Source organism: Cupriavidus taiwanensis, assembly GCF_900250075.1.
In the GTDB taxonomy this organism is placed as follows: Bacteria; Pseudomonadota; Gammaproteobacteria; order Burkholderiales; family Burkholderiaceae; genus Cupriavidus; species Cupriavidus taiwanensis_C.
On the sequence record NZ_LT977071.1, the window covers coordinates 232,617 to 258,978 of the forward strand.

The 26,362-nt window shown below is 63.8% G+C and carries 29 protein-coding genes; 13 read left to right on the forward strand and 16 right to left on the reverse strand.

All coding sequences use genetic code 11. The features are described 5' to 3' along the window. Positions 1 to 330 precede the first annotated feature (330 nt). The 5 genes from CBM2588_RS17455 (at position 331) to CBM2588_RS17475 (ending at position 5,758) form a co-directional block, all read left to right on the forward strand. Entirely contained in the window at positions 331 to 1,317 is a 987-nt protein-coding gene (locus tag CBM2588_RS17455) for an ABC transporter substrate-binding protein (protein WP_115681693.1), read from the forward strand. A gap of 45 nt (positions 1,318 to 1,362) precedes the next feature. Continuing rightward, positions 1,363 to 2,241, forward strand: coding sequence for an ABC transporter ATP-binding protein (locus tag CBM2588_RS17460; protein ID WP_115681694.1), 879 nt, complete (start codon positions 1,363 to 1,365; stop codon positions 2,239 to 2,241). A gap of 17 nt (positions 2,242 to 2,258) precedes the next feature. Then, positions 2,259 to 3,053: an ABC transporter permease gene (locus CBM2588_RS17465; RefSeq protein ID WP_115681695.1), complete on the forward strand. Its 795-nt coding sequence runs from the start codon at positions 2,259 to 2,261 to the stop codon at positions 3,051 to 3,053. After that, positions 3,050 to 4,504, forward strand: a complete 1,455-nt coding sequence (locus CBM2588_RS17470) for an amidohydrolase family protein (RefSeq protein WP_115681696.1) — start codon at positions 3,050 to 3,052, stop codon at positions 4,502 to 4,504. The genes CBM2588_RS17465 and CBM2588_RS17470 overlap by 4 nt, the downstream gene beginning before the upstream one ends. Before the next feature lie 186 nt (positions 4,505 to 4,690). Beyond that, positions 4,691 to 5,758 (forward strand): porin, encoded by a 1,068-nt coding sequence (locus CBM2588_RS17475; protein WP_115681697.1) that lies wholly within the window; start codon positions 4,691 to 4,693, stop codon positions 5,756 to 5,758. On the opposite strand, the gene CBM2588_RS17480 is transcribed toward CBM2588_RS17475, so the two are convergent. Beyond that, positions 5,703 to 6,071 (reverse strand): (2Fe-2S)-binding protein, encoded by a 369-nt coding sequence (locus CBM2588_RS17480; protein ID WP_115681698.1) that lies wholly within the window; start codon positions 6,069 to 6,071, stop codon positions 5,703 to 5,705. The genes CBM2588_RS17475 and CBM2588_RS17480 overlap by 56 nt on opposite strands. A gap of 425 nt (positions 6,072 to 6,496) precedes the next feature. Between CBM2588_RS17480 and CBM2588_RS17485 the strand changes: the two genes are divergently transcribed. Next, a complete protein-coding gene (locus tag CBM2588_RS17485; RefSeq protein ID WP_269462425.1) occupies positions 6,497 to 6,856 on the forward strand; it encodes a GNAT family N-acetyltransferase in 360 nt (119 codons plus the stop codon). A 479-nt stretch (positions 6,857 to 7,335) separates the two neighbouring features. Here CBM2588_RS17485 and dnaK read toward each other — a convergent pair whose 3' ends face one another. From dnaK to CBM2588_RS17530, 9 genes are all read right to left on the reverse strand, one after another. Beyond that, positions 7,336 to 9,273 carry a molecular chaperone DnaK gene (gene dnaK, locus CBM2588_RS17490; protein WP_115683637.1) on the reverse strand — a complete coding sequence of 646 codons (1,938 nt, stop codon included), beginning with the start codon at positions 9,271 to 9,273 and terminating at the stop codon, positions 7,336 to 7,338. An 81-nt stretch (positions 9,274 to 9,354) separates the two neighbouring features. Next, on the reverse strand, positions 9,355 to 9,762 hold the full coding sequence (locus CBM2588_RS17495; RefSeq protein WP_115681700.1) for an Hsp20/alpha crystallin family protein: 408 nt from the start codon (positions 9,760 to 9,762) through the stop codon (positions 9,355 to 9,357). 15 nt (positions 9,763 to 9,777) lie between these two features. After that, the gene (locus CBM2588_RS17500; protein WP_115681701.1) at positions 9,778 to 10,218 is read right to left on the reverse strand and encodes an Hsp20/alpha crystallin family protein; all 441 of its coding nucleotides are present in this window, start codon (positions 10,216 to 10,218) and stop codon (positions 9,778 to 9,780) included. Positions 10,219 to 10,480: 262 nt separating this feature from the next. Then, positions 10,481 to 10,681, reverse strand: coding sequence for a hypothetical protein (locus tag CBM2588_RS17505; RefSeq protein WP_306437248.1), 201 nt, complete (start codon positions 10,679 to 10,681; stop codon positions 10,481 to 10,483). Between the two features lie 42 nt (positions 10,682 to 10,723). After that, the gene (locus CBM2588_RS17510; protein ID WP_115681702.1) at positions 10,724 to 11,707 is read right to left on the reverse strand and encodes a tripartite tricarboxylate transporter substrate binding protein; all 984 of its coding nucleotides are present in this window, start codon (positions 11,705 to 11,707) and stop codon (positions 10,724 to 10,726) included. A 32-nt stretch (positions 11,708 to 11,739) separates the two neighbouring features. Continuing rightward, complete coding sequence (locus CBM2588_RS17515; RefSeq protein WP_115681703.1) at positions 11,740 to 12,810, reverse strand: cyclase family protein; 1,071 nt, start codon at positions 12,808 to 12,810, stop codon at positions 11,740 to 11,742. A gap of 10 nt (positions 12,811 to 12,820) precedes the next feature. Beyond that, complete coding sequence (locus CBM2588_RS17520) at positions 12,821 to 13,753, reverse strand: NAD(P)-dependent oxidoreductase (protein ID WP_115681704.1); 933 nt, start codon at positions 13,751 to 13,753, stop codon at positions 12,821 to 12,823. Next, a complete protein-coding gene (locus CBM2588_RS17525; protein ID WP_115681705.1) occupies positions 13,750 to 14,448 on the reverse strand; it encodes an RraA family protein in 699 nt (232 codons plus the stop codon). The genes CBM2588_RS17520 and CBM2588_RS17525 overlap by 4 nt, the downstream gene beginning before the upstream one ends. 117 nt (positions 14,449 to 14,565) lie before the next feature. After that, the gene (locus CBM2588_RS17530) at positions 14,566 to 15,537 is read right to left on the reverse strand and encodes a Bug family tripartite tricarboxylate transporter substrate binding protein (protein WP_115681706.1); all 972 of its coding nucleotides are present in this window, start codon (positions 15,535 to 15,537) and stop codon (positions 14,566 to 14,568) included. Between the two features lie 93 nt (positions 15,538 to 15,630). Here CBM2588_RS17530 and CBM2588_RS17535 point away from each other — a divergent pair, with 93 nt between their 5' ends. From CBM2588_RS17535 to CBM2588_RS17545, 3 genes are all read left to right on the forward strand, one after another. Then, positions 15,631 to 16,392, forward strand: a complete 762-nt coding sequence (locus CBM2588_RS17535; protein ID WP_115681707.1) for an IclR family transcriptional regulator — start codon at positions 15,631 to 15,633, stop codon at positions 16,390 to 16,392. 76 nt (positions 16,393 to 16,468) lie between these two features. After that, positions 16,469 to 16,921 (forward strand): TetR/AcrR family transcriptional regulator, encoded by a 453-nt coding sequence (locus CBM2588_RS17540; RefSeq protein WP_231942185.1) that lies wholly within the window; start codon positions 16,469 to 16,471, stop codon positions 16,919 to 16,921. Between the two features lie 2 nt (positions 16,922 to 16,923). Beyond that, positions 16,924 to 17,283, forward strand: coding sequence for a hypothetical protein (locus tag CBM2588_RS17545; protein ID WP_115681709.1), 360 nt, complete (start codon positions 16,924 to 16,926; stop codon positions 17,281 to 17,283). Between the two features lie 23 nt (positions 17,284 to 17,306). Here CBM2588_RS17545 and CBM2588_RS17550 read toward each other — a convergent pair whose 3' ends face one another. Beyond that, a complete protein-coding gene (locus CBM2588_RS17550; RefSeq protein ID WP_115681710.1) occupies positions 17,307 to 18,203 on the reverse strand; it encodes a LysR family transcriptional regulator in 897 nt (298 codons plus the stop codon). A gap of 112 nt (positions 18,204 to 18,315) precedes the next feature. Here CBM2588_RS17550 and CBM2588_RS17555 point away from each other — a divergent pair, with 112 nt between their 5' ends. Continuing rightward, positions 18,316 to 19,302, forward strand: a complete 987-nt coding sequence (locus CBM2588_RS17555; protein WP_115681711.1) for an NAD-dependent epimerase/dehydratase family protein — start codon at positions 18,316 to 18,318, stop codon at positions 19,300 to 19,302. Between the two features lie 4 nt (positions 19,303 to 19,306). Here the strand turns inward: CBM2588_RS17555 and CBM2588_RS17560 are convergent, their stop codons facing one another. Together CBM2588_RS17560 and CBM2588_RS17565 are read right to left on the reverse strand one after the other, a co-directional pair. Beyond that, on the reverse strand, positions 19,307 to 19,936 hold the full coding sequence (locus CBM2588_RS17560) for an HAD hydrolase-like protein (protein WP_115681712.1): 630 nt from the start codon (positions 19,934 to 19,936) through the stop codon (positions 19,307 to 19,309). Positions 19,937 to 20,109: 173 nt separating this feature from the next. Continuing rightward, positions 20,110 to 20,724 (reverse strand): porin family protein, encoded by a 615-nt coding sequence (locus CBM2588_RS17565; protein WP_115681713.1) that lies wholly within the window; start codon positions 20,722 to 20,724, stop codon positions 20,110 to 20,112. Positions 20,725 to 20,827: 103 nt separating this feature from the next. Between CBM2588_RS17565 and CBM2588_RS17570 the strand changes: the two genes are divergently transcribed. Together CBM2588_RS17570 and CBM2588_RS17575 are read left to right on the forward strand one after the other, a co-directional pair. After that, positions 20,828 to 21,400, forward strand: coding sequence for a DUF2975 domain-containing protein (locus tag CBM2588_RS17570; protein WP_115681714.1), 573 nt, complete (start codon positions 20,828 to 20,830; stop codon positions 21,398 to 21,400). 6 nt (positions 21,401 to 21,406) lie between these two features. Then, positions 21,407 to 21,640, forward strand: coding sequence for a helix-turn-helix domain-containing protein (locus CBM2588_RS17575; protein ID WP_115681715.1), 234 nt, complete (start codon positions 21,407 to 21,409; stop codon positions 21,638 to 21,640). 56 nt (positions 21,641 to 21,696) lie between these two features. Here the strand turns inward: CBM2588_RS17575 and CBM2588_RS17580 are convergent, their stop codons facing one another. From CBM2588_RS17580 to CBM2588_RS17590, 3 genes are read right to left on the reverse strand one after another with little or no spacing between them, the layout of a single operon-like run. Further along, positions 21,697 to 23,145 (reverse strand): N-acyl-D-amino-acid deacylase family protein, encoded by a 1,449-nt coding sequence (locus tag CBM2588_RS17580; protein ID WP_115681716.1) that lies wholly within the window; start codon positions 23,143 to 23,145, stop codon positions 21,697 to 21,699. A 16-nt stretch (positions 23,146 to 23,161) separates the two neighbouring features. Continuing rightward, positions 23,162 to 24,244, reverse strand: coding sequence for an asparaginase (locus CBM2588_RS17585; RefSeq protein ID WP_115681717.1), 1,083 nt, complete (start codon positions 24,242 to 24,244; stop codon positions 23,162 to 23,164). A gap of 31 nt (positions 24,245 to 24,275) precedes the next feature. Continuing rightward, a complete protein-coding gene (locus CBM2588_RS17590; RefSeq protein ID WP_115681718.1) occupies positions 24,276 to 25,265 on the reverse strand; it encodes a Bug family tripartite tricarboxylate transporter substrate binding protein in 990 nt (329 codons plus the stop codon). Positions 25,266 to 25,427: 162 nt separating this feature from the next. Between CBM2588_RS17590 and CBM2588_RS17595 the strand changes: the two genes are divergently transcribed. Then, entirely contained in the window at positions 25,428 to 26,327 is a 900-nt protein-coding gene (locus CBM2588_RS17595; protein WP_231942186.1) for a LysR substrate-binding domain-containing protein, read from the forward strand. The last annotated feature ends 35 nt before the right edge of the window (positions 26,328 to 26,362 follow it).

Sequence of the window (26,362 nt, forward strand, 5' to 3'; positions counted from 1 at the left end):
ACCGCCAGCGTGCGTGCCATGCACACTGGCGGCGTGTCGACAGAGAGGACACGGCACACATCGACACGCCCGGCGCACCACTGCGGATGGCATGGATGTTGCGAAAGTACTGGCGAGAGTAGAAGCGTTCACTGTCGCGCCGGGAGCCCGAAGGCTTTTTCGGATGATCAGCGCGACAACCGGAAATTGCTCTTGAAAGCCGCGCCTGCGTCCGGTAGTCCGGGCCGAGGCCGTGCCTTCATGACGCATGCCCGGCATCCATGGAACCGCTCGGGCTCTCATCATGGCGCGACCGCAGGCGTGTTGAACGACAGCTCAAATCGCCCCGCCATGACACCTCGCCTCTTGCTCCGCCGCCTGCTCGGGTTGGCAGCCATTGCCTCCACCTGCTGGTCTGCCAGCGCCTTCGCACTCGACAAGGTTGTTTTCCTCACCTCCTGGTACGCCCAGGCCGAACACGGCGGCTTCTACCAGGCCGTTGCCACCGGCCTCTACAAGAAATACGGCCTCGATGTGCAGATCCGCATGGGCGGTCCGCAAGTCAATGGCATGCAGATCCTGACCAGCGGCCAGGCAGATTTCCTGATGGGCTATGACCTGCAGGTTCTCAAGAGCGTCGAGCAGGGCCTGCCTGTCGTCACGGTCGGCGCCTCAATGCAGACCGACCCGCAAGGCATGATGACGCATGCAGACGTGAAGAGCCTTGCGGACCTGAAGACTCGCACCATCCTGGTCTCCACCTCCGGACGCACGACCTGGTGGCCGTGGCTGCGGGCCAAGTACAAGCTCGATGAATCGCAGTCGCGCGTCTACACCTTCAACCTCCAGCCATTCCTGGCCGATCCTAATGCCGCACAGCAGGCCTACGCGTCGTCCGAGCTGTTCAGCGCCGACAAGGCGGGCGTGAAGGCGCGCTTCTTCCTGTTTGCCGATGATGGCTACCCGCCTTACGGCACCACCATCGTGACGATGGATAAGACCGTGCGGGAAAAGCCGGATCTGGTCGCCCGTTTCGTGCGTGCCTCGATGGAAGGCTGGAAGAGCTACCTGGCCGACCCGGCGCCCGCCAACGCGCTCATCAAGCGTGACAACCCGAACATGAAGGACGACCAGCTCGCCTATGGCCTGGAGAAGCTCAAGCAGTTCCGCATGATCACCGGCGGGGACGCCGCCACGCAGGGCATTGGCGTCATGACCGACGCGCGCTGGCGCAAGACGCGTGATTTCATGGTCGGGGTGGGTCTGCTCAAGGCCGATCTGGACTGGAAGCGTGCCTACACCACGCAGTTCGTCAACGACCTGAAGGTAATGCCATGAAGACCGCATCACACGCCGAATTTGTGTTCTGTCGGGGAGGCCGCCATGTCGCTCGTCTTTCGTAGCAGCACCCGCGCTGCAGCCGTCCCGCAAGCGGGTGGCAGCCCGCTTCCGCTGGATGGCGTTCGTGCCGCCGATGCCCCGGCGCTGTTCGCCAACCAGGTCGAGAAGACGTATCCGAACGGCACCGTGGCCCTCGAGCGGGTCAGGCTGGCGATCCAGCCGGGCGAGTTCGTCTCGCTGCTCGGGCCGTCCGGCTGCGGCAAGAGCACGCTGCTCAAGCTGTTTGCTGGACTAGAGCAACCATCGGCAGGCCATGTGCGTTGGTGGGGCGGTCCTGCGCTCGCCGCGGGTATCGGCACGCCAGGGCGCACGCTCGCGATGGTGTTCCAGGAGGCAACGTTGATGCCATGGGCGAGCGTGGCCGACAACGCGCGCCTGCCGCTCGATCTGGCCCGCATGCCGCGCGCGGAGGCCGACGAGCGCGTACGGCGCGCCCTGGCACTCGTCGGCCTCGGTCACTTCGGCACAGCGTACCCGCGCGAGTTGTCCGGCGGCATGCAGATGCGCGTGTCGATCGCGCGCGCCCTGGCCGTGCAGCCCGACCTCCTGCTGATGGATGAGCCCTTTGGCGCGCTGGATGAATTTACGCGCAACAAGCTCGATGCCGACCTGCGCGCACTGTGGGCCGAGCGCGGGTTGACCGTGGTGTTTGTCACGCACAGCGTCTACGAAGCGGTCTATCTGTCGAGCCGCGTGATCGTCATGGCGGCTCGCCCGGGGCGGGTCATTGCCGATGTGCCGATCGAAGGCCCGGCCGTGCGCGACGATGCGTTCCGCGTGTCGCCGGCCTTCATGCAGTACTGCGCGCAACTGTCGGCGTTGCTGACTCAGGCCAATACCGGTGCGCCGGCGGCCGACTGACTTCTGGAGAACTCATCATGAACCCTCCGTTGTTGTCCCGCCCGGCCGTACAGCGCGTGGCAGCGCCGCTGGCCGTGGGAATCGTGCTGCTGTTCGCCTGGCAGTCTGTCTGCATGGCATTCAACGTGCCGTCCTACCTGGTGCCGTCGCCCGTGGCCATCGGCAAGACGCTGGCTGAAGACTGGTCCCTGTTGTTCGGCTCCCTGTGGGTGACGCTGCGCATAACGCTGCTGGCGTTTGCGCTGGCCGTGGTATGCGGCACGGTCGCTGCATTCCTGTTCGTGCAGAGCCGGTTGATCGAGGCGAGCCTGTTTCCCTATGCCATCCTGCTGCAGGTCACCCCGGTGGTGGCGATCGCGCCGCTAATCATCATCTGGGTCAAGGAGCCGACGCTGGCGCTTGTCGTCTGCGCGACGCTGGTGGCGGTGTTTCCGATCATCTCGAACACTGTGCTCGGCTTGCGCAGCGTCAACCCGGGGCTCGCCAACCTGTTTCGCATTAACCGCGCGAGCCGTTGGGACACCCTGGTGCGTCTGCGTATTCCCAGTGCACTGCCGTACTTCTTTGGCGGACTGCGCATCTCTTGCGGTCTGTCGCTGATCGGTGCGGTGGTGGCAGAGTTCGTGGCCGGCACGGGCGGCACCGGTGCCGGGCTGGCGTACCAGATCCTGCAGGCGGGCTTCGCACTCAACATTCCCCGGCTGTTTGCCGCGCTGTTCCTGATCACAGTAACGGGGATCGCCCTGTTTGTGGCCATGGTTGCACTGTCGCGGCTTGCGCTGTCCCACTGGCATGAAAGCGAACTGGCATGACGACTCCTTCTGAACAACGTACTTCCCTGCTGATCCGCAACGCTGCCGCCATACTCACAGGGCAGGACGGTAGCCCGGGCCGGCCCGAGCGCAGTCCCGGACCCGATCTGCGCATCGTGGACAAGAGGATCGACGCAATCGGCCATCTGCGGCCCCTGGCCGGTGAACGCATCATCGATGCAACGGACTGCGTCGTTTATCCCGCGTGGATCAACACGCACCACCATCTGTTCCAGTCGTTGCTCAAGGGCGAGCCGCAAGGGCTGAACCTGACGCTGACGCCGTGGCTGGGCGCCACGCCCTACCGGTTCCGCGCGGCGTTCGACGAACATACCTTCCGTCTGGCCGCCCGCATCGGCCTGGTCGAACTAGCGCGCAGTGGCTGCGGTACGGTGGCGGACCACAACTACCTGTACCACCCGGGCATGCCGTTCGACGGCTCGGCGATCCTGTTCGAGGAAGCCGATGCATTGGGGCTGCGTTTCGTGCTCTGCCGCGGCGGCGCGACGCACACGCGCGGGCTGGAGAGTGCCTTGCCGCAGGCGTTGCGCCCGGAAACGCTCGATGCCTACCTGGCCGACTGCGAGCGGCTGGCCGCCCGGTATCACCAGTCCGGGCCCGGAGCGATGCGCCGTGTGGCCATGGCGCCCACGACGCCGCTGTATTCGATGTCACCGGAGGAGCTGCGTACCTGCGCGCGCACCGCACGCCGCCTTGGCATCCGGCTGCACAGCCACCTGTCTGAAACGGTGGAATACCAGAACGCCGCCAGCGCCCTGCACGGCACGATGCCAGTCGCGTTCTGTGGCGAGCATGAGTGGCTCGGGCCAGATGTCTGGTTCGCCCATCTCGTCAAGCTCGCCCCGGCGGAGATCCGGATGCTGGGCGAAACCGGGACAGGCATCGCGCACTGCCCGCAGAGCAATGGACGGCTCGGTAGCGGCATCGCCGACATTCCGGCACTGGAGGCAGCTGGCGTGCCGGTGTCCATCGGTGTTGACGGCGCAGCCTCCAACGAGGCGGCGGACATGATTTCCGAAGCCCATGCCGCATGGCTGATGCAGCGTGCCAGGCGCGGTGAACTGGCGCGCTCGCAGGCCGAGGGCGGTCAGGGCGAAGGCGGTGCCGGTGCCGCGCGCGTGGAGGACGTGGTGCGCTGGGGCAGCGCCGGCGGCGCGGCAGTTCTCGGGCTGGAGGGCGTCGGCACCATCGCGCCGGGGCAGGCTGCTGATCTCGCGGTCTACCGACTCGACGATCCGCGCTACTTCGGACTACATGATCCGGCGATTGCGCCGGTGGCCAGCGGTGGCCGGCCAGCGCTGCGAGCGCTGTTGGTAGGCGGTCGCGTGATCGCCGAGGACGATGCGCTGCCGGGTGTGGACCTGGCCGAGCTGGGCGCGCAGGCACGTGAAGCCGTTGCGTTGCTGAAGGCGCGGGTACTCGGGGGGTAGCCGCCTGAGAAAAAAAGCGTCACCTGTATAACAAAAACGCTGTACCGCGATGCCGCCGGCCCCCAATGCAACACCACACCGAGCCCACGCCAGGCGGCACGAATAAAAGCACAAAGACATTGCAAGAACCCGTCAGGGGCCACTACACAACGTTCCAAGCAGGATCAAAACCACGGAGGTCTAACAATGCAGAAGCAGTACAAGCCGGCGCTCAAGCTGGCTGCGGTAGCGGCTATCCTTTTTTCCGGCACGGCCATGGCCCAGTCCAGCGTCACGCTGTACGGCCAGGCTGACATGTTCGTCGGTGGCGTCAAGAGCCCCGGCGTGGGCGAGCGCGCCTGGGTCGCCAACTCAGGCGGTATGCAGACGTCCTACTGGGGCATCAAGGGTACCGAGGACCTGGGCGGCGGCACCAAGGCCATCTTCGACCTGAACGGCTTCTTCCGTACCGACAGCGGCAACAGCGGCCGCTTCAACGGCGACTCGATGTTCAGCCGCAGCGCCTATGTCGGCCTGCAGAACGACAAGGCCGGCACCATCAGGCTGGGCCGCAACACCACGCCGTACTTCATTTCGACCATCCTGTTCAACCCGCTGGTCGACTCGTACGTGTTCTCGCCGGCGATCTTCCACACCTACTTCGGCGCGGTCAGCGGCGCCGTCGCCGATCCCGGCATCATCGGCGACTCGGGCTGGAACAACTCCGTGGTGTACAGCACGCCAAACTTCGGCGGCCTGACCGCCAACTTCATCTACGGCTTCGGCGAGCAGCCGGGCGCCGCGGGCAAGCAGAAGTTCGGCGGCAACGTCCTGTACTTCAACGGCCCGTTCGCCGCGACCGTGGCCTACCAGCAGGTGCGCTTCAACAGCGTGCCGACCGACATGTCGGACATCGGCCTGTCGCGCCAGGACGCCGCGCAGATCGGCCTGTCCTATGACTTCAAGTTGGTCAAGCTGTTCGCGCAGGGCCAGTACATCAAGACCCGCGCCACCACCGCGCCGTCCGGCGACATCAAGCACATCGACGGCCAGTTCGGCGCGTCGGTGCCCATCGGCGCCGGCAACCTGCTGGCTTCGTATGCCTACGGCAAGGTCGACAACTCGCTGGGGGACTTCAAGCGCAATACCTTTGCCGTCGCCTACGACTACAACCTGTCCAAGCGCACCGACGTGTACGCCGCCTACTACTACGACAAGATCACCGGCATCGAGCACGGCGATACCTTCGGCGTGGGCGTGCGCCACAAATTCTGAAGGCGTCCGGCGTCTCGGCGGCGGCAGCGCCTTGGCGGGCCACTACGACACCCGGCGTGCAGAAGCCGCACTGTGCCATGAATTGTTCCTGGATCGGGTGGACGGTGCTGGCGCTTGGGTGAATGCCTTCGACCGTGGTGATCCTGCGGTCGTGGGCTTCGGGCGCCCGTATCAGGCAACTGTTCATCGGCTTGCCATCCACAAGGATCATGCAAGATCCACACTCCCCCACGTCGCAGGTGCCGGTCAGGCCGGCGTCGTAGCGCGGCGCGTCCAGCAGTGTGCTGTACGGCTCGACGGTCAGCTCGCGCAGTTCTCCATTGAATCAGTTGACGCCAGCCGCCGAAGGCGAGACGCGGGCATTCGGTCCCGCTTACAGGGTTGAGCAGGCCTTTTCCTCACTTTATGACAGCCCCTGTCATACGCCGCGCCTCTTGGAGGATGTTTTTTGCGTGATGGGGCCAGGACGCCACCTCTGAGTCCGAGATCCATCGCACAGATCCGCACATCCATTTCTGCTTTATAAGGATTTACCCCTAGATCTACCCGTCCGGAATTTCGGACACGTATGCAAATGAACCGCGTGACGGTATGGTGGAGCTGTCTCTTAAGTAACTGCCTCATGAATAAAGGCGCTTTGAGGGCGCTGGTGCAGCAATGATTAGATCGTTACAGATTCGATCCGCCACCGTTGCGGACCTGCCTGCCATTACTGCGGTGCTAGACGAATGCGGATTAATGCAAAACACATTGTTGCCGCAGTATTCGTTCCACATTGCGTTAATGGATGGGCGCGTTGTCGCCTGTGCCGGAGCGGAGCGGCACGCGCAAGTGATAGTCGTCTGTTCAGTCGCGGTGCTGCCCCCATATCGGGCTCGCGGAATTGCCAAACACCTGGTATCTGCCGTTCTGGTGCGCGCGCGTGCAGAGGGCTGCGAACGCGCGGTCCTCGCCACCGCAAAAAGCCCCGGCTTCTTTTCGCGTTACGGTTTTTCCCTCGTTTCGACGACCTCTCTGCCTGTCAGCCTGCGGAATTCGCATACCTTGACGTCGCCGGGAATGCCAGCGGGAGTCTGCATGCAATGCGAATTGAAATAGTGACCGGGACTGCAACCAAGACGGGAACCCCATTGCGGTCCAGTGAGAGGGGTACTGCAAAACGGATTTACCGTAGAACTTCCGCTTTTCCTGATTTCAGAGGCAAGACACAACGGAGTCCTGCGTTGACAAGGTGGCCGTAAGTCATTTAACGCGGCGATCCACTCACGGGTTTCTCACAATTTCGTTATGGCCTGCTTGCTTCACTAGCGCGGCTAGATCAGGCCAGCGACGCGAAGAACTGATCATCAGAAACGTCAACCGCGTGGGATCGCTGTATTGCGGCGCGTGCCAACCCCACGCGGTCGATTTACGTCAGACGTGTCCCAGTGCTGCCACCACAGCGGCCCAGCCACCGGCCACGCCACCATATGGTCAGGAACCCGCCTTCCACCATTCCCGCTGCGTCGCAGAACCGGCGCAAACGTATGAAAACAACCGTTTTTTGAAGGCATCAAGTTTGACCGACGCCGGCAAATTTACTGCTTGGCGCCCGCTTCCTTGAACTCGACATCCTCCACGTCCTCGCCCTTCTTCTCGGCGCTCGCCTCTTTCGCGTTGGCGGCGCGAGCCGAGCCAGTGTCCGGCTGAGCCTGGATGTCGGCATAGACCTTTTCACCGAGTTTTGCCGAGGCCGTGGCCAGGGCCTGCGCTCTGGCCTCGATCTCGGCCTTGTCGGAGGTCTTCAGTGCCGCCTCAAGGTCCTTGATTGCGGATTCGATCTTCTCCTTCTCGCCCGCCTCCAGCTTCTCTCCGTATTCGGCTAACGCCTTGCGCGAGCTGTGTGCCAGCGCGTCACCGTGGTTGCGCGCATCGACCAACTCCCGCTGTCGATGGTCTTCGTCGGCATGAGCCTCGGCGTCACGCACCATGCGTTGGATCTCGCCTTCAGACAGGCCCGAGTTGGCCTTGATGGTGATCCGGTTCTCCTTGCCGGTGGCCTTGTCCTTCGCCGACACGTGCAGAATGCCATTGGCGTCGATGTCAAACGTCACCTCGATCTGCGGCATGCCCCGCGGCGCCGGTGCAATGCCCTCCAGATTGAATTCGCCCAGCATCTTGTTGCCCGTAACGATCTCGCGTTCGCCTTGGTACACCTTGATGGTTACCGCCGCCTGATTGTCTTCGGCCGTCGAGAAGACCTCAGAGAACCTGGTCGGGATGGTGGTATTCTTGGCGATCATCTTGCTCATGACGCCGCCCAGGGTCTCGATCCCAAGCGACAGGGGGGTAACGTCGAGCAACAACACATCCTTGCGCTCACCCGTTAGTACCGCGCCCTGGATTGCCGCCCCCACTGCCACCGCCTCGTCGGGGTTGACATCCTTGCGCGGCTCGCGCCCGAAGAATGCCCTGACCTTCTCCTGCACTCTGGGCATGCGGGTCATGCCGCCCACCAGAATCACGTCGTCGATCTTTTCGACAGCGATACCGGCATCCTGGATTGCGATGCGGCACGGCTCCATCGTGCGCTCGATCAGGTCTTCGACCAGCGCTTCGAGCTTGGCACGTGTGAGCTTCAGGTTCATATGCCGCGGCCCGCTGACGTCGGCCGTGATGTACGGCAGACTGATTTCCGTCTGCTGGCTCGACGAGAGTTCGATCTTGGCCTTCTCCGCGGCCTCCTTCAGGCGTTGCAGCGCCAGTACGTCCTTCGACAGGTCGACCCCTTGGTCTTTCCTGAACTCGCCGATGAGGTGGTCGATGATGCGCTGGTCGAAGTCTTCGCCGCCGAGGAACGTATCACCGTTCGTCGAAAGCACTTCGAACTGCTTCTCGCCCTGCACGTCAGCGATCTCGATGATGGAAATGTCGAAGGTGCCGCCGCCGAGGTCAAACACGGCGATCTTGCGGTCGCGGCTTTCCTTCTTGTCCAGCCCGAACGCCAGCGCCGCCGCGGTCGGCTCGTTGATGATGCGCTTGACTTCCAGCCCGGCGATGCGGCCAGCATCCTTCGTCGCCTGACGCTGGCTGTCGTTGAAGTACGCAGGCACCGTGATGACGGCATCGGTAACGGGTTCGCCGAGATAGTCTTCGGCGGTCTTCTTCATCTTGCGCAGCACCTCAGCCGAAACCTGCGGCGGGGCAAGCTTCTGGCCTTGCACTTCGACCCATGCGTCGCCGTTGTCGGCCTTCAAGATCGTGAAAGGCATCAGGCCGATGTCCTTCTGCACTTCCTTTTCCTCGTAGCGGCGGCCGATCAACCGCTTCACCGCAAACAGCGTGTTCTTTGGATTCGTGACGGCCTGCCGCTTGGCGGGTGCGCCGACGAGGATTTCGCCGTCGTTCAGATAGGCAACGATCGAAGGGGTGGTGCGCGAGCCTTCGGAATTCTCAATCACTTTGACTTGGTTGCCTTCCATCAGCGCCACACACGAATTCGTGGTGCCAAGGTCAATCCCGATGATCTTGCTCATGATGTCCATCTCCAGCCAATCTCAGCCGGGACCGCGGCGGCGCCCTTGGGGACGCCACCGGTTCCCGGCGGAGACTGCAACTCACGCCACGTTGACTGGGATGCGGCGTGGACGCGCTTCGTCGCGACGCGGGATTGTCAGTTTGAGCACGCCGTCCTGCAAGTTCGCCTCGATCTTCGACGCGTCAAGGTCGGCACTCAGCGAAAAAGCGCGTGCGAAGTGCGGCCGGCGAATTTCCGCGTGCTGGATCCGCAATCCGGAAGGGGTTGGCACGACCGCTTGCGCCTCGATATGGAGGTTGCCGTCGTGGACATTCACCTCGAGCTTGTCCTTCGTCACGCCCGGAAGGTCGGCCCAAAGGGTGACGCCACTGGCATCCTCGACAATGTCAACCGCGGGGAGCAGCGTCATCGTCGGCGACGACCTCTCGTCCTGATTCTTTGCCACCGCGTTCTGGTTGCGCTCAACCATTTGGGTAGTGTCGTTCATGGCTTTCTCCTCGCGTTACTGGACCGTGACAGCCTTCGGCTTCGAGGCTTCGCGCTTGCCAACACTGATAGACAGGCAGCCGTTGGCATAGCGCGCCTGGACCTTGTCGGGGTCGGCGCTCTGCGGCAATTCGACCACACGACGGAACGTGCCGCTGAATCGCTCTTGCGCATACAGCCGGACCTCGGGATCGTCCGCAGCCGGCGCCGCTTCGCGCTCGCCGCTGACGGTCAGCAAGCCCTTGTCGATCGACACCTCGAACTGGTCTGGCTTGAGCCCGGGTGCGAACGCGACAATCTCGATGGAATCGTCCGTGGCACCGATATTGACCGGGGGAAATGCCCCGAAGCGGCCGGAGCGGATGCTGGATGGGAAGCCGCCGAACAAACTCGCCATCTGCCTTTGCATGCGGTCGAGTTCGCTGAAGAGGTCGGTTCCAAAGAAAGGATCGCTCATGGTCGTAACCTCCTTCGAAGCAGCAAGGAAGCGAAGGGGCATACGCGCTCCCATCCACTTGCCAGGCTGCTGGCAAACAAACAGAAACACGCAGCGCGCAATGGTCGCGACTGCCTGAGCGAAAATAAAATAGTAATTGGGCAGCCAAATTTCAAGGGGACAAGTTTGCGCCGCGCGGTGGGGCAAGTGCCTTGCCGGAGACGCTTACTTTCGTCCACATTGACCGCCCGCCGCACCAGGCGAGTCGCGGCGACGCTCGCCGTCACACAGCCAGGGCCAGTGCAACGGCGTCGGCACCCGCCGGGAAGTGCAGCCGATCAGAGGTGTCGTTGGCGGCATCCCAGACGCCTTCGGCGACATCCGTTGCAGTCGTCACGGCGCAGAGCTGGCTGAATCCCGCGAACACTTCATGAGCGACAGGCGCGTAAGGCTTCAGTACATCGATGGGGCCAGCGGCCTCCAAGGCCCGGTCGATGCTCTCGGTCGCGTGACATCAGACCAATCGTTATTCGGCCCGGATGCTGCCCTGCTTGATGACCTTGGCCCATTTCGCGGTCTCGCCCTCGACGAACTTGCGGAAGTCCTCGGGCCGCGAGCCGGCCGGTTCGGCGCCGATGGCGGCGAGCCGCTGAGAAACCTCCGGGGAGTTGAGCACTTCGCGCGTCAGCGCGCTGAGCCGGTCGACAATCGCCTGTGGCGTACCGGCCGGGGCAAAGAGCCCATTCCATTCGTAGACCTGATAGCCCGGCAAGCCGGATTCGGCAATCGTGGGCGTGTCCGGCAACGCGGCAGACCGCTTCGTGCCTGTCGTGGCCAGCACCTTGAGCTTCTTGCCCGCGACTAACGGGTATGACGCCGCCATATTGCTGAACATCATGTCGACCTGGCCACCCATCAGGTCGCTTAGTGCCGGCGCGCCGCCCTTATAGGGAACGTGCAGCAGATTCAGTCCCGACTGCTGCCCGAACAACTCCGCCGCCAGGTGCTGTGCCGTGCCCGGTCCCGCTGAAGCATAGGTCAGCTTGCCCGGCTTCGCCTTGGCGGCATTAACAATGTCCTTCGGTGACTTGAATGGAGAATCGGGCGGCACCACTAGCAGGTTCGGCACCAGCACCACCAGCGAGATGGGGGCGAAGTCCTTAACGGTGTCGTATGGCAAGCGCGCCTGCAAGCTTGGATTGACCGAATGCGCGGTGGCATCGAGCAGCAGCGTGTAACCATCGGGCGCGGCCTTTGCCACCGCGCCCGCGCCAATCACGCCGCTTGCACCGGGACGGTTGTCGACCACGATGGTCTGGCCCAGCTTGGCGCCAAGCGGCGCGGCAAGAGTACGCGCAACCGTGTCGGCGGCACCGCCCGCGGGATAGGGCACAACCAGCCGGATGGGCCGGTCCGGATAGGCTGCGGGTGCGGCGTGGGACGCGTTCGGCGAAATGCCGAGGCCAAGCAATGCGAGCGAAAGCAGCCGGGCAGTGATGGGCTTGAACATGTCTCGACTCCAGATTCTTATGTGATAAAAAATCAAACGGTAGCGATGGGAGTTGCCGGGGATCCGACCGCGCCGGGCAGGCGCAGCGGCGGTGCGGTCAACAGGAAGCGGCTGCGCCGATGTGCCCGCAGCCACCGCGCCAACGGCGTCAGGTGCCACAGTTCGCCAAGATGAATGCCGTTCTTGAACAGGCAATGCTCGTGCAGCGGCAGCCGGGGCCCACGGATCGGCGATGGCGTCAACGGCTTGGGCACGACAAGCTCCACGGCCGGGTTGTCTGCCAGCAGGCAGGCAAGCCGCACGTCGGTGATCCAGTTGAGCAGCTTCTTGTCGTGGCCGTCCAGCCCGGTCCCGGTTTCATGCAGCACGCGCAGGTCGGGCATCCTGTTCATCGACAGCAGCGTGTCCGCAAAGCCGGTATGCAGGCACACCATGTCGCCCGGTTCGACCGCTATCTTGTCGGCCTCGAGTATGCGCATCAGCGCGTCATAACCGACGGCGTTGCGCTTGCGGCCGATGTGGTGCTCGAGGTCGATCATGACGCCTCGTCCTTGCGCCCCATGCTCGGCCAGCACCGCAATGCTGAGCGCGCGGGCTTCGGGATTCTCGTAGCGCGCCCACGGTTCAGTGGCCTGCATCTCAGTGCCCGCGATGACATCCTCGCCGCCCCGGTAGCCGTTATAGAACACCGGCTCTTCCTTGCCATCGCCATCCGCGTCGAAATGGCTGCCAACATGCGCAAGACTGTCCCATTGCGTCGAGTACTGCAGGCTCATCAACACCACGTCGTCGTTGACGACATCGGTCAGGTCGGGGTCTTCCGACTGATACGACCAGCAGAAGCCTTGCTGCCCGGCGCTCTTGCCGTCACGCAGCACGGCAAAGCGGCGCGGGGGCTGGCGGCGAACGTTCATCGTTTGCCCGCCCGGGTAGTCCAGCGGCAGCGACAGGCAGAACGTGACGCCCTCGCGAACTTCCGCCACACCCTGCAGCACCTTGGCGCGGTCGACCAGGTTCATCCGGCCGCGTTGGTCATCCGGGCCGAATTCGCCCCAATGACTGCCTTCGGGCTGCCGCTTCCAGCGAAGTTGAGTTGACGCCATGCCCCGCTCCTTAGCGTCGCCCGCCGAGCACCGCGAGCGCGTTCTTCGCGGCCGCTACGCCCATGTTGACGTAGGCGTCGCTGGTCACGCCGCCGATATGGGGGCTCAGCACGAACTTCTGATGACGGAAGAACGGATGGTCCGGAGCAGGAGGCTCCTGTGCCAGCGAATCCAGGCCGGCTGCTGCAACCTTGCCGCTCTCCACCGCCGCAAGCAGTGCCGCCTCGTCGATCAGGCCGCCACGCGCGGTATTGACCACGATGACACCGTCCTTGCAGGCCGACAATGCCTCGGCATCCAGCAAGCCCTGGTTGTCGGCGGTGAGCGGGCAATGGAACGACACGACATCCGATTCACGCCAGATCGTGTCCAGGCTGACCGCACGGATATCGCCGGGTACCTCTGTAGCGAAGGGGTCGTAACCCAGCACGTTCATGTCCATGGCGGTTGCCATGCGGGCAAAGCGGCGGCCGATCGCACCCAGGCCGATGAGGCCCAGCGTACGCCCCTTCAATTCAAGGCTCTGGTGCGTCGCCTTGTCCCAATGCCCCGTGCGCGTGCGCTGGTCCAGCTGCACCACGGATTTCGCACAGGCAAGCAACAGCGCCATGGCATGCTCCGCCACGGCCGCAGCATTGGCACCGGCGGCCGCCACCACCTTCACGCCACGCGCCTGCGCAGCTTGCTGGTCGATGTTGTCGATGCCGCTGCCGTGCTTGGACAACACGCGGATGGACGGCGCCGCGTCGAGCGCCATCGCACCCACCTTGCTGGTGCGCACGATGATCGCCACAGGCGCATGGCGGCGACACAGCTCGGCCGTTTCCTCTTCGCTGGCGGCCTTGCCGGCATAGATCAGTTCGTAATCGGATAGCAAGGCGACGGCTTGCGGGGCGAGATTTGCCGCAGTCACCACAATGACAGGCTTGCTGGCGGCGCTCACAGTGCCTCCCCCGCCTTCAGCACGCCCGCTGCGCGCAGCGCGTCATCCAGCCAGGCCGGGCGCAAAGCCTTGCCCGATTTGATTCCGTCGATGCGCTTGCGCTCGCCGGCTACTTTCTCGGCCGCGGCGGCGATCAGCGAAGCCGCCTTATCGCGTTCGATGACCACGACCCCGTCGCCGTCCCCGATCACCAGGTCGCCCGGGCATACGCTGACGCCACCGCATTGGATCGGGTGGTTGACCCGGCCCGGCACGAACTTGGTCGGGCCATTGGGGTTGGTGCCAACGGAATACATCGGGAAGCCCGTATCCCGGATTTCATCGGCGTCCCGCGACGCGGCATCGAGCACGACGGCGGTCACGCCCAGCGCGATGCACTGCTGGACCATGATGATGCCCATCAGCGCGCTGTTCTGGTCGCCTTTGCCATCGACCACGATGACGTCGCCCGGGCGGGCCAGCGCCATGGCCGCATGGATCATCAGGTTGTCACCCGGTCGCACTTCCACCGTCAGCGCGGTGCCACAGAAGCGGCTGGTGGGGCTGAGCGGCGCAATGCGGCCGTGCATGCCGCCGCGGCGTCCGGCCACGTCAGCAAAAATGGATGAAGCGAACTCCGAGGCCTGCCGGACGATCTCGGCCGGTACTCGTTCAAAATCACGGATGACATCAGGGAGGGTCGGTTGCGCGGACATGGTTGCTCCTGAAAAAGTGCGAATGCATCCCGCCGCCCGCCTGGTTACCCACGGCGGGAGGTTCTGCAGTGATGCGAAATGGTTGGGAAGTGCTTGGTGACGGGAGCGCGTCGGCGCTCAGTCGATGGTGGCGCCGGAGTCCTTGACCACCACGCGCCAGCGGGCCAGGTCTTTCTGCATCAACGATGCGAATTCCGTGCTGCTGCCGCCGAGGACACGACCGCCTTCGGCTTCGATCTTGTTTTTGACGTCAGGCGTCTTCAGGGCGCGGTTCAGTTCGGCATTGAGCTTTTCCAGGATCGGCGCAGGCGTGCCGGCGGGCGCGAGCAGGCCGAACCAGGTATCGGCTTCAAACTGCTTCACACCGGCCTCCGTGACGGTAGGCGTCGACGGAAGCTGGGCGGAGCGTTGGGTCGAGGTCACCGCCAGGCCGCGCAGCTTGCCGTTCTTGATCTGCCCCATGACGGTCGGCACGGAACCAATATAGATGGCAACCTGCCCGCTCAGCACGTCAGTCAGCGCCTGCGACGCGCCCTTGTAAGGGATATGCTGCAGCTTCACGCCGGCCTGCTTTTGCAACAGTTCCATGGCGAGATGAGCCACGGTGCCGTTGCCTGGCGTGCCAAAGGTGACGGTGCCCGGCTTTGCCCTGGCTGCTGCCAGCACTTCGCCGAGGTTGCGGTATGGGGAGTTGTCCGCCACCACGAGCGCCAGTGGCGCGGAGGCGATCAGCCCGATCGGCGCCAGGTCCTTGGCCGGGTCGTACGGGAGTTTCTTGTACAGCGAGGGATTGATGGCCAGGTTGCTGGTCTGGCCGAACACCAGCGTATAACCGTCTGGCGCCGCCTTCGCAGCGGCTTCAATGCCCAGATTGCCCCCGGCGCCGGGCTTGTTTTCGATGACCACCGTCCACTTAAGGTCGCGGCTCATCTGATTCCCGATGGCGCGCGAGAAAGCATCCGGCGCTCCGCCCGGCGGGAACGGCACAATCAGGCGAATAGGTTTGGTGGGGTAGGTCTCGGCCACTGCGGACAGCGGCAGTAGGCCGAAAATGGCGCAGGCGGCCAGAAGGCGGGTAGTCCGTTTCAAGGTTGTCTCCGTAATTAGCCTTGTTCTATGCCGCTAACTATAGGGAGTCGTTGCGAGGTGTACAATCGCGTTGTCTCGTACGGAACGCATGCCATGAAACGGAACACGTCGCCCGGTTTGGAAGACGCCAAGGAAAGTGGCGATAAAGACACGATCATCGCAGTGACGCGGGCATTGCAGATCCTGGAAGCGTTTTCGGCGGACGACTCCGCGCTCACGCTCGCTGAACTCAGTCGTCGCGTCGGCATGGGCAAATCAACCGTCTTGCGCACCGCGAGGACGCTCGCTCAATCCGAATATCTGGTGCAAAGGGACGATGGCCAATGGCGACTCGGCGCTGCGGCGGGATGGCTCGGCGCACGCTATCAGGCCGCATTTCGCGTCAGCGAAACGGTCGAACCGGTGTTGCGACGCATCTCGTACGAGACTCGAGAGAGTGCCGCGTTTTACGTCAGGGAGGGCGACACGCGGGCCTGCCTGGTGCGTGTGGAAGGGCCCGGCGCGGTGCGACACCACGTGCGCGTAGGTGAAAGGCTGCCGTTGATTGGCGCCCCCGGCCGTGTTTTGCGGGCCTTTGCCGGTGAAATGGGCGAGCCCTACGAAACGATCCGCAAAGACGGCTATTTCATCTCCATGGGGGAGCGCGAGCCAGAAGTTTCCAGCATTGCAGTTCCCGTGTTTGGCATCAACTGGACGCTGGCAGGCTCGCTTTGCATCTCTGGCCCGATCAGCCGCCTGACGCGCGACAAGCTGAGCGAATACGCCGAACTGATGCTGGCTGCGGGCCGCGAAATGTCGTATCTGATCTCCGGCTCCCGCGGGCAGACCGCGAAGCCATCCACTTGGCATCCTTGAGACAATGGTTCTGCCATAACCTGACCTTCAACGAGCATCTCAGCACTCGCGACGATAGCATTCACTCGGAGCGTTGTTGACTGGTCGTTCAAAAACCCCCACACTGGCGTTATTGAACAATCGTTCCATAACAGGTCAATGGTGTTGCATGGGTCGACCAAGGACGTTCGACGAAGACGTTGTTATCGCCTGCGCGGCGGAGGTTTTCGGCCGTATTGGCTACAACGCCTGCTCGGTGGACGACCTGGTGGAGGCCACGGCGTTGCAACGAGGCAGCCTGTACAAGGCATTCGGTTCCAAGCGCGGCCTCTTCGAAAAGGTGCTGGACCGGGTTCTTGTCGGCGAATGGTACCGGGACCCGGCCGCACTCGATCTCCTCATCACCGCCCTGCGCGAACTCGCACCGGCCGATCTGCCGATCGCTGCCCGTTGCCGGGACGCCCTGCACGCTTATGGACAAGATGCTGCCGAGCTGCTCGGCGCTCGTTTGCTCGGTCACCTGCCCCCTCTCGATCCCAACAAGGAGTAGCGATGCCTCGACTTGAATTAACCGACCGCGAACTTGTTGTCCGCTTGACACCGTGGGAATCGATCTGGTCGCTGCGCCGCGGCTTTCGTGTGCCGCTGGCGCAGGTTCGCGGCGCTACCGAAGACAATGGCTTCGATGGCAGAGCGCTAGGCCTGCGCCTTCCAGGCACCTACTTCCCGGGCCTGATCGCCGCCGGCACCTTTATCAAGGACGGCGACAAGCAGTTCGTCTACACGTCGCGCAACTTGCAGACCATCGTGATCGAGCTGGAACGAAATGACTTGGCCCGCTTGGTGATCGGAGTTCCCGACGCCCGCGCCGAGGCAGCGCTAATCAACGCCGCCGTCGCCAGCCGCCACTAGTATCCAAAACAGACCCGGGGGAGCTACGCGCTCTTGCTATAAGCGGACAATCCTGCCGCCAGTGCCGCGAAGGTCACGGCGCAGCGCGCGCTTGCCCGCAGGTCTTCATGCATGGCAATCCAGGTGTCCATCGTCAGCGAGAACTGGCGGTGGAGGACCCGCACCAGCTGGCTGTCCCGCGCGGCCAGCGCCGACTGGCACACACCGATGCCCAGGCCGGCGCGGATAGCCGCCAATTGAGCCAGGTCGCTGTCGGCCCGGAAAGCGAAGCGGTCCCGCGAAAACTGAGGGACCTTTTCCTGGAACCGGCGAATATAGGCGTTCTCGTGATCGAAGCCGATCAGCGCGTGGGCGGACAATGCCTCCATCGACCTGGGAACGCCCCGGGCCGCAAGGTAACGCTTATGGGCGTGCAGGCCGAGCTCGATCCTGCCGACGCGCTTGGCCACCAGTGCCTGCTGCACCGGCTGGAACATGCGTACCGCAATGTCCGCCTCGCGATGCAGCAGATCGTCGGCCCGGTTCGACAACACCAGCTCGATCACCAGTTCCGGATGCTCGCCATGCAGCGCGGCCAGGACCGGCGGCAGCACTTCGACGCCGATGACTTCGCTGGCCGTCACTCGGACCGTGCCTCGCACGCCGGCTCCGTGGCCACTCGCGGCCCGGCGCAGGGCGGCCGCCGTGGCAGCGATGCCGGCGGCATAGGGCCTCAGTTCCAGTGCGGCGTCCGTGGGCGCGAAGCCATCAAAGGATCGGGTAAAGAGCGTCAGCGCCAGAGCCGCCTCGAGGTTGTCAATGTGCCGCCCTACGGTCGGTTGCGTCAGGCCCAACGCCCGCCCCGCCGCGGATAGCGAGCCAGTCTCCATCACCTGGAGAAAGCTGCGGTACCACTCCCAATTCGGTTCGCTGTCGGCCATGGTATGCAAATTTGTTTAGCTGCTAGCGGATTCTAGGCAATTTTCTTTTCCCCTGTCCATGCGCACACTGCAGTGATTCGCAACCCGTTCGCCCAACCCAAAGGAATCCACCATGTCCAGGATCGCATTGTTCGGCGCCGCCGGCGTCATTGGCCAAAGCATCGCCTCGGCTCTGCGCAGCCAAGGCCGCGCCTACCGCGTCGTCGGCCGCAATGACGCCAGCCTGCGCGAAGCCTTCGGCGCCGACCCATTGGCCGAAATCGTTACCTGGAATCCGGATTCGCCGGCCTCGGTGCGCGCCGCAGCGGAGGGTGTGGACACGCTGATCTACATGGTCGGCGTGGACTACTGGCAGTTCGACTTGCACCCGAAGCTGATGCGCCAGACTCTCGATGGAGCGGTGGCCGCCGGCGTCAGACAGTTGATCCTGATTGGTACCGTGTATCCCTACGGACGGGCGAGGTCCAACCCGGTACGCGAAAGCCATCCCCGCGAACCGCACACTTTTAAAGGCCGCATGCGCAAGGCCCAGGAGGACCTGCTGATGCAGGCCCATGCCGACGGCCGCATCCGCGCGACCGTGTTGCGCCTGCCGGATTTCTACGGCCCCGGCGTGGAGGCCAGCCTGCTGCATCGCGCCGCACAGGCAGCGGTGCATGGCGGCACAGCCGACATGATCGGCCCGATCGACCGCCCGCACGAGTTCGTGTTCGTGCCGGATGTCGGCCCGGTGGTCGCACGGCTTGCCGATACACCCGCCGCTTTCGGCAAGATCTGGCACCTCGGGGGTGCCGGTACGACGACCCAGCGCGACCTGGTCGCGGAAATGGAGCGCCAGACCGGCACGAAGCTGAGGTTGCGCGTGGCGGGCAAGACGATGCTGCGGCTCATCGGCCTGTTCAACCCCTTCATGCGCGAGATGGTGGAGATGCACTACCTGATGACCGAGCCGCTGATCATGGACGACTCGGCGCTGCAGCAGCTGATCGGGCCAATCCACAAGACGCCATATGCGCAAGGCATCCGCCAGACGCTGGCGGCGGTTCCTGGGAAGCGCGCGGCAGTGCTACCGTGCCATCACGGCGTACACGCGGACTGATGGTTCAGGTGCGGGACAAATCAAGCAGGTCCTGCGGGCGTGCAAGCAGTGGTGTCGCGCAGTGCAACTGCAACGCCGCCGCCGCCGTGTAGCCCCAGGCTACGCCGCGGAACGCCATGCCGGCGGCACTGGCGGCTTGCGCGTCGCGGATCTCGTCGCCGACATACAAAGCCTGGTCCGGACGCACACCAGCGGAAGAGACCAAGGCCCGAAGCTTGCGCGTCTTGCCGAACATCGAAATGCCGCAGCTAAAATGGCTGATCTGTTCGCAGACGGCGGGACCTAGGACGGTGCGCACGACGTCTTCGCCGTTCGACGTGGCAACGGCGAGGCTGATACCACGCCGCGCCAGCGCATTCAGTGTCTTGGCCACGTTCGGGAATAGCGAAACCTGCGCGATGCGCTCGTGCATCAGCCGCCTTACATCGATGGTAATGGCAGGCACCTTCCACAGCGGCACGCCAAGCAGCCGCATGGTGTTTTGCGCGGAGCTGCTGCGCGCTTGCTCGAGCAGATCGCCTTCGAGCGGGCGAAACCCATGTTTGCGGGATGCGACGTCAACGGCTTGCAGAAAGCACTCCATCGAATCGGCCAACGTACCGTCGAAATCAAACGCGATGAGTTTGTAGGTCATGGATAACTGCAGCGACGCCGCGAGGCCATCGTAGAAGGCATTAATAGTGTCACCACTTCTTCCTGGTTCTGAGGCTGCCCCTTGGTCAGAGGCCGCCGGTGAGCGGGAGGGATAGTATCGAAGCTGGCCCAACAGCGGATTGTTCGAATGCTGATGCCGGGCCGGAGCGCCCGCTATCGGAACATGTAGTCGAGACCGAGTGTGAAGGTCTGGCTCTTTACAGCGGCATCGTTGCTGCCTTTCCAGCTCAGCTTGCCGAAGTTCGTGTACTGGCCGCGCAAGCGCCAGTTCGGTGAGAATGCATAGAGGGCGCCGACCCCCAGCGTGAGCAGCCCGGACGACCGGTTTCTCGATTCGACGTCACCCGAGCGATCACCATCCACCCAGCCCACGCTCGCGATGCCTAGCAGCGAGAATCGCTCGGTCACGGGCAGATGGCCGACCACGCTGGCCGTCCACGCGCCGATGCTGAACTTGTCCTTGCTGCCGCCCGATTCCGCTTCCACGGCACCGAGGCTGGAAACCGTGCTCTCGACCGACACATAACGCGAGAACTGGTATCCGCCGCGGAAGCCTACCGCCAGGTTGTTGGACGATACGCCCGACCATCCCGGACGGTCAGTGCTGAATTTCTGGCGGGAGTAACCAAGATCTCCGCCGACGTACCAGAATTCGTCGGACGGCGAAGCCTGCTGCTGTGCCCGCGCCTCAGGGGCCGTGGCACTGAGCAGCGCGAGAGCGAGAGAGACCGCGCCGAGGGATGTTCGGGCTTGGGCGAAAGTCGGCATGCTTTACCTTTTGTATGAAAAAATTAATGTAAAACGATAAAACATTGCTGTTGTACAATACAATGCATGGCTTTCGCAACTCTTTTTCGAACGGAGTATCTGCATGTTCGTTTCGTCCGCCTCCCCAATCCCTGAAGGCGCTGCGCTGCACCGGATTCGCACGCTGTCGCGCACGATGCAGCGGTTGACGACATTCGGCGGCGCAGTGGCCCTGGTCAGTGCCGCATGGATATGGTTCGGGTCGTCTGCAGCGGAACTGGAGCGCGTGGTGCGCGGGATCACGCACGCATCGACCGCATATCCCGTGCAGGTGTTGCCGATGCACCGGGCAGCCGGCTTTCTTGCCACCGGTATCGGGCTGACCCTGTTAATCTGCGTACTGCACCAGGCGCGGCGGATGTTCGTGGCGTTCGGACGCGGTGAAGTGCTGACAATCGACACGGCCATCCGACTGCGTCGCATGGCGCTGGCATTGACGGCCATGGGGCCGGCGATCCCGCTGATCCGGCTGCTGACGGGCGTGGCGCTGGTGGGCGTGCCCGGCAAACCCTATTGGATAATCGCAATCACGCTGAGCGACTACTTCGTCAGCCTGCTCGGTGGCCTGCTGCTCGCAATCGCGTGGGCGATGCTGGAAGCCGTTCGGATAGCCGAAGAAAACAAGGGCTTTGTCTGAGGAACAATGACGGTATTGGTCAGACTTGACGTGCTGCTAGCGGAGCGCAAGATGAAGTCCCGCGAGCTGGCACAGCGCATCGGAATCTCCGAGCCCAACCTTTCCCTGCTGAAATCGGGGAAGGTGAAGGGCATCCGCTTCGATACGCTCGAACGCATCTGCAAGGTGCTGGATTGCCAGCCGGGAGACCTGCTCGAATACCGCGATGACGCGGGAACGGAAGCCGGCGATGCCACGTAGACACAATCGCGTGGCCGGCAGCCCGGAATTCCGGGACCATTGATGCACCACACGTTCTATATTGCGCGCCGGTGTCGCAGCACACTGCCCGCGTGCAGGTCCCTGGATTCGCCGTCCTGACAGGCCAGCTTTCCGTTAACGAACACCGCCTTGATACCGGTGCTCACTGCCGTCGGCTGGTCAAATGTCGCCGAGTCGGCCACCGATTGCTCGTCGAACACGACAATATCGGCATAGTGGTTCTCAGCGACGATACCTCGCCCGGCAAGGCCAAAGCGGCCCGCGCTCAGCCCGGTCATCTTGTGGACGGCGATTTCCAGCGAAAAGAGTCCCCGATCTCGCGCATAGTGGCCCAGTACGCGAGGAAAGGTTCCCCAAAGCCGAGGATGCGGACTCACGTCATGTGCCAGGCCATCGGAACCGACCATCGTGGCCGGGTACCGCAGGATGCGGCTCACATCGTCTTCGCTCATGGCGAAATAGATGGCGCCCGCCGGTTGCAGGGCCTCGGCAAGCGCCTCGGGCGATGTCCCCCGCTCCCGCGCCAATGCAAAGAGTGACCGCCCGGCCGCGCTGGGATCGGCCTTGGACCATGTCACCCGGACATCATCCGACTGTGCAATCCGTGCCGGCAGCAGCATGGTTGACGATGCGTTGTACGGGTAGCAGTCCAGGCAGACCGACTGCTTGCTGGCGGCAGCTTCGATCATGGCCAGCGTTTCCACGGATCGCCCGTGATTGGCCTTGCCGACCAGCTTGTGGTGGGACAGCACGGTCTCGATGCCGAGCGCATGGCCGATCTGCAGCGCTTCGGCCAATGCGTCGACGATGGCGTCGCCCTCATCCCGGATATGCATCGTGATGATGCCCTGGGCCTTGCTCAGCGGCGCGCCGACGGCGATCACTTCGGCGGGGTCCGCCGCCCTGGCAGGCGGGTAATAAAGGCCGGTGGACATGCCGATGGCACCCGCCGCGAGCGCCGCGTCGAGATCTGCCGCCATGAGCTGCTGCTCCCTTGCCGTGGCGGCCCGGTCGAGCCGGTCCATGCGCCTGACCCGCAGCGTCGAATGCCCGACCAGACAGGCGGCATTGAGCGCCGGCCCGGACGCCTCCAGATCGTCCAGATAGTCGCCAAAGCTCTCGTATCGCCAGCCGCCTGTCCCCAGCAGGTCGAGCGGCGCCGGCGGCGTCCCGGCCGATTGCAGCGGCGCCAGGCTGATCCCGCAATTGCCGGTGATGACGGTCGTTACGCCTTGCGACAGCTTCGGATGCGGACCTTCCGGCGCATCGAGCAGGAGCCGGTCATCATGCGTATGCACATCGATGAAGCCGGGGGCCACGATGTGCCCGGAAGCATCGAAGCGTCCGGCCGCCGGGACACCCGACAGATCGCCAAGGCGAACGATGCGGTCCCCCGCGATACCCACGTCCAGGCGGCAACGGGGTGCCCCAGTACCGTCGATGACGGTGCCGCCTTCGATAATCAGATCCAGCTTCGTGGTCATGCGCTTGCCCCGGAATTCATTGTTGCGCGAAGAACTCTGAGATCTGCCCCAGGTCGCGGGTCTGGGTCAGCGCCAGCATCAACAGGATGCGTGCCTTCTGCGCGGACAGGCTGCCGGTGGCCATGCTGCCCGACAGCTTCGGCGTTACGATGCCGCTCACCGCACGGGAGCTGCGGACAACCGGAATCCCCTTGCTGCCGAACTCCCGAATCAGGGCTTCGTGGTCGGTGCTGGCATTGCCATTGCCGGTGAACCCGATGACCACGCCCTGCGCGCCCTCCGCCACCGCATCGCGCACGAGCTGCATTTCCTGCCCCTGGTAGCGATAGACCAGCTCCACCTGCGGCAGCTTGGTGACGGCAGACACGTCGAAGTACAGTTCGCCCTTGGCGCGTGCCGGCTCGAAGTAATAGATCACGCGCTCGCCGGCAATGGCGCCAAGGTAGCCCTGCTCCAGCGCGCCCATCGTGTCGACGTTCAGCGTGTTCATCTTGGTCACGTAGCGCGCCGCGCTGATGCGGTCGTTCATCACCACCATGACGCCGCGGTCGCGCGAGCCTGGATCGGCGGCCACCATGACCGCGTCGAGCAGGTTGACCGGGCCATCCGCGCTGAGCGAAGTCGCAGGCCGCATCGATCCCGTGATGACGACCGGCTTGCTCGACCGCGTGGCGAGGCTCAGGAAATATGCCGTCTCCTCCATCGTGTCCGTGCCGTGCGTCACGACGATGCCCGCCACCTCAGGTTCCGCGAGCAAGGCGTTCACCCGCTTGGCCAGGTTGAGAATGTTTTCGCTGGTAATGACGTTGCTGCCGACGTTGACGATCTGCTCGGCCCTTACGTTGGCGTAGTCGTGAATCTGCGGCACGGCCTTCAGCAGCGCATCGACGCCGGCCAGGGCGCCGCTGTAATTGGCCATGTCCGTAGGCGAGCGCGTGGAGCTGACGATCGTGCCGCCGGTGGCAAGGATGACAACGCCGGGCTTGCGGGCATTGCCGGACGGCTCGGGCTGGCCTTTGGCCTGTTGGGCGGCCGCGGGCAGTGCGAACAAAGGCGTCAGTGCGAGCCACGCCAGGCATGCGCGAATGGAAGTCTTCATGATGCGTTTCCGGGGGATAAGGTTTGACAGGTCAGTCCACTTGCGCGCCGGAGCGCTTGATGACGCCAGCCCAGAGCGGCGTCTCGCGCGTCACGCGCTCGGTCAGCCGCGCGGGCGGGCCGGTCAGCGTCTCGAAGCCGATGGCGGCATAGCGGTCGCGCACCGCCGGCTTTGCCAGGCAGGCATTAATGGCCCGGTTCAGCCCGGCGACGATGTCTGGCGACGTCTTCGCCGGCACCACGATGCCGCCCCAGGCCACAATGTCGTAACCGGGCACGCCCGATTCGGCCAGCGTTGGAATGTCGGGGAACAGGCCGCTCCGTTGCGCGCCGGTCACGGCCAGCGCCCTGAGCCGGCCCGCCTTGATATGTGGCGAGATCGAGCTGAGATTGTCGAACATCAGGTCGACCTGCCCGCCCATCAGGTCCTGAATCGCTTGCGGACTGCCGCGATACGGCACGTGAGTCATCGATGTGCCGGTCATGCTCTTGAACAGTTCCCCGCTCAGATGCCCGGTCGTGCCATTGCCGGCCGACCCCATCGTCAGCGTACCGGGCTTGGCCTTGGCCAGCGCGACAAGCGCCTGGACGCTGTTCACGCCCAGGTCCTTGCGCACCACCAATGCGTTTTGGACATAGCCAAGCAAGGCTACCGGCATGAGTTGCCTGTCCGGATCGTAGGGCAGCTTGCGGAACAGCGACTTGTTGATGGCAAGCGTGCCGACGTTGCCGTAACCGATCGTGTAGCCATCCGCGGCGGCATTGACCAGGTCCACCATGCCGACGTTGCCTGCCCCGCCCGGCTTGTTGTCGACGATGATGGGCTGTCCCAGCGCCACCGAAAGCTCCTCGGCCAGGATCCGGCATACCGCATCCGGCGAGCCGCCGGCGGCGGACGGCACGACCAGCCGGATTGGCCGCGCGGGCCACCCGGCGGCCCGTGACAGCCCCGGCAGGGCCAGTGATGCGGCGGCGAGACCCAGCTTCATCATCTCGCGCCGCGTAAAGCGTCTCGTGGTCATTGGCCTTTCTCCTGCGTCTCTCTTGTCGTGGGAAACCCCGTGTGCCCGACAAATCGTAGGTTCGCAAGCGGCGTTGGACAAGCCACGTTTCCTGGGGCTGGCATGAGGTATTCTCATGGATGTCCGTACTGACCTCCAGTTGGCCAGCCTCCCCTTGCCCCCATGAACTTCCACGTACGCGCCCCCTCCACGATGTCACTGCTGTGTCTGGAGGCCAGCGCGCGGCTGCATTCCTTCACCGCCGCAGCAAGGGAGCTGCAGCTCACGCAGGGGGCAGTAAGCCGGCAGATCCAGACGCTGGAAGGCAGGCTCGGCGTCAGGCTGTTCACGCGCCGGCGCGATGCGCTGGTGTTGACCGACGCCGGCCGCTACTACCTGAACGAGGTTGCGCCGCTACTGCAAAGGCTGGAACGCGCGACGGCCAATGTGATGGCGCTGAAGGGCCGGGGCGGCGCGCTTTCGCTATCGGCCGGCGCATCCGTCGGCACGTACTGGCTGATTCCCCGCTTGCCCGGTTTCACAAGAGACCACGGCGAGATCACACTGAATCTCGGCACGCGCGTCGGGCCAGTGGACTTCCGCACCACGACGGTGGACGCGTCGCTGGAGTTTGGCGATGGACAGCGCGAAGGACTTCACAATGAATTTGTGCTGCCGCTGATGCTGTCGCCTTACGCCGCACCGGAATGGATCCGCCGGCATGGCAAGACCATCAGCCCGGATACGCCCCGCTCGGCGCTGATTCACCATCAGACCTTGCCCGACGCCTGGGACGAATGGTTCAGGCTCGAAGGCATCGAGGGCGAAGCCACGCGCGAAGGCCCTCGCTACGAGATCATGTCGATGGCGTTAAATGCATCCGTTGCCGGGATGGGCGTAGCGCTACTACCACCCTACATGGCCGACGACATGATTGCGCTCGGCCGATTGAAACGCCTGTCGCGTCGTACATGGCGCTATCCGAAAGGCTACTACCTGGTGTACTCGGAAGAGTCCGCGCAACTGCCATCGCTGCAGGTCTTTAGAGAATGGCTCAAGGACCAGGCGAATGAGACGACGTAGGCGCTGCGGCAAGCAGGATTACAGCCAAAAAACGC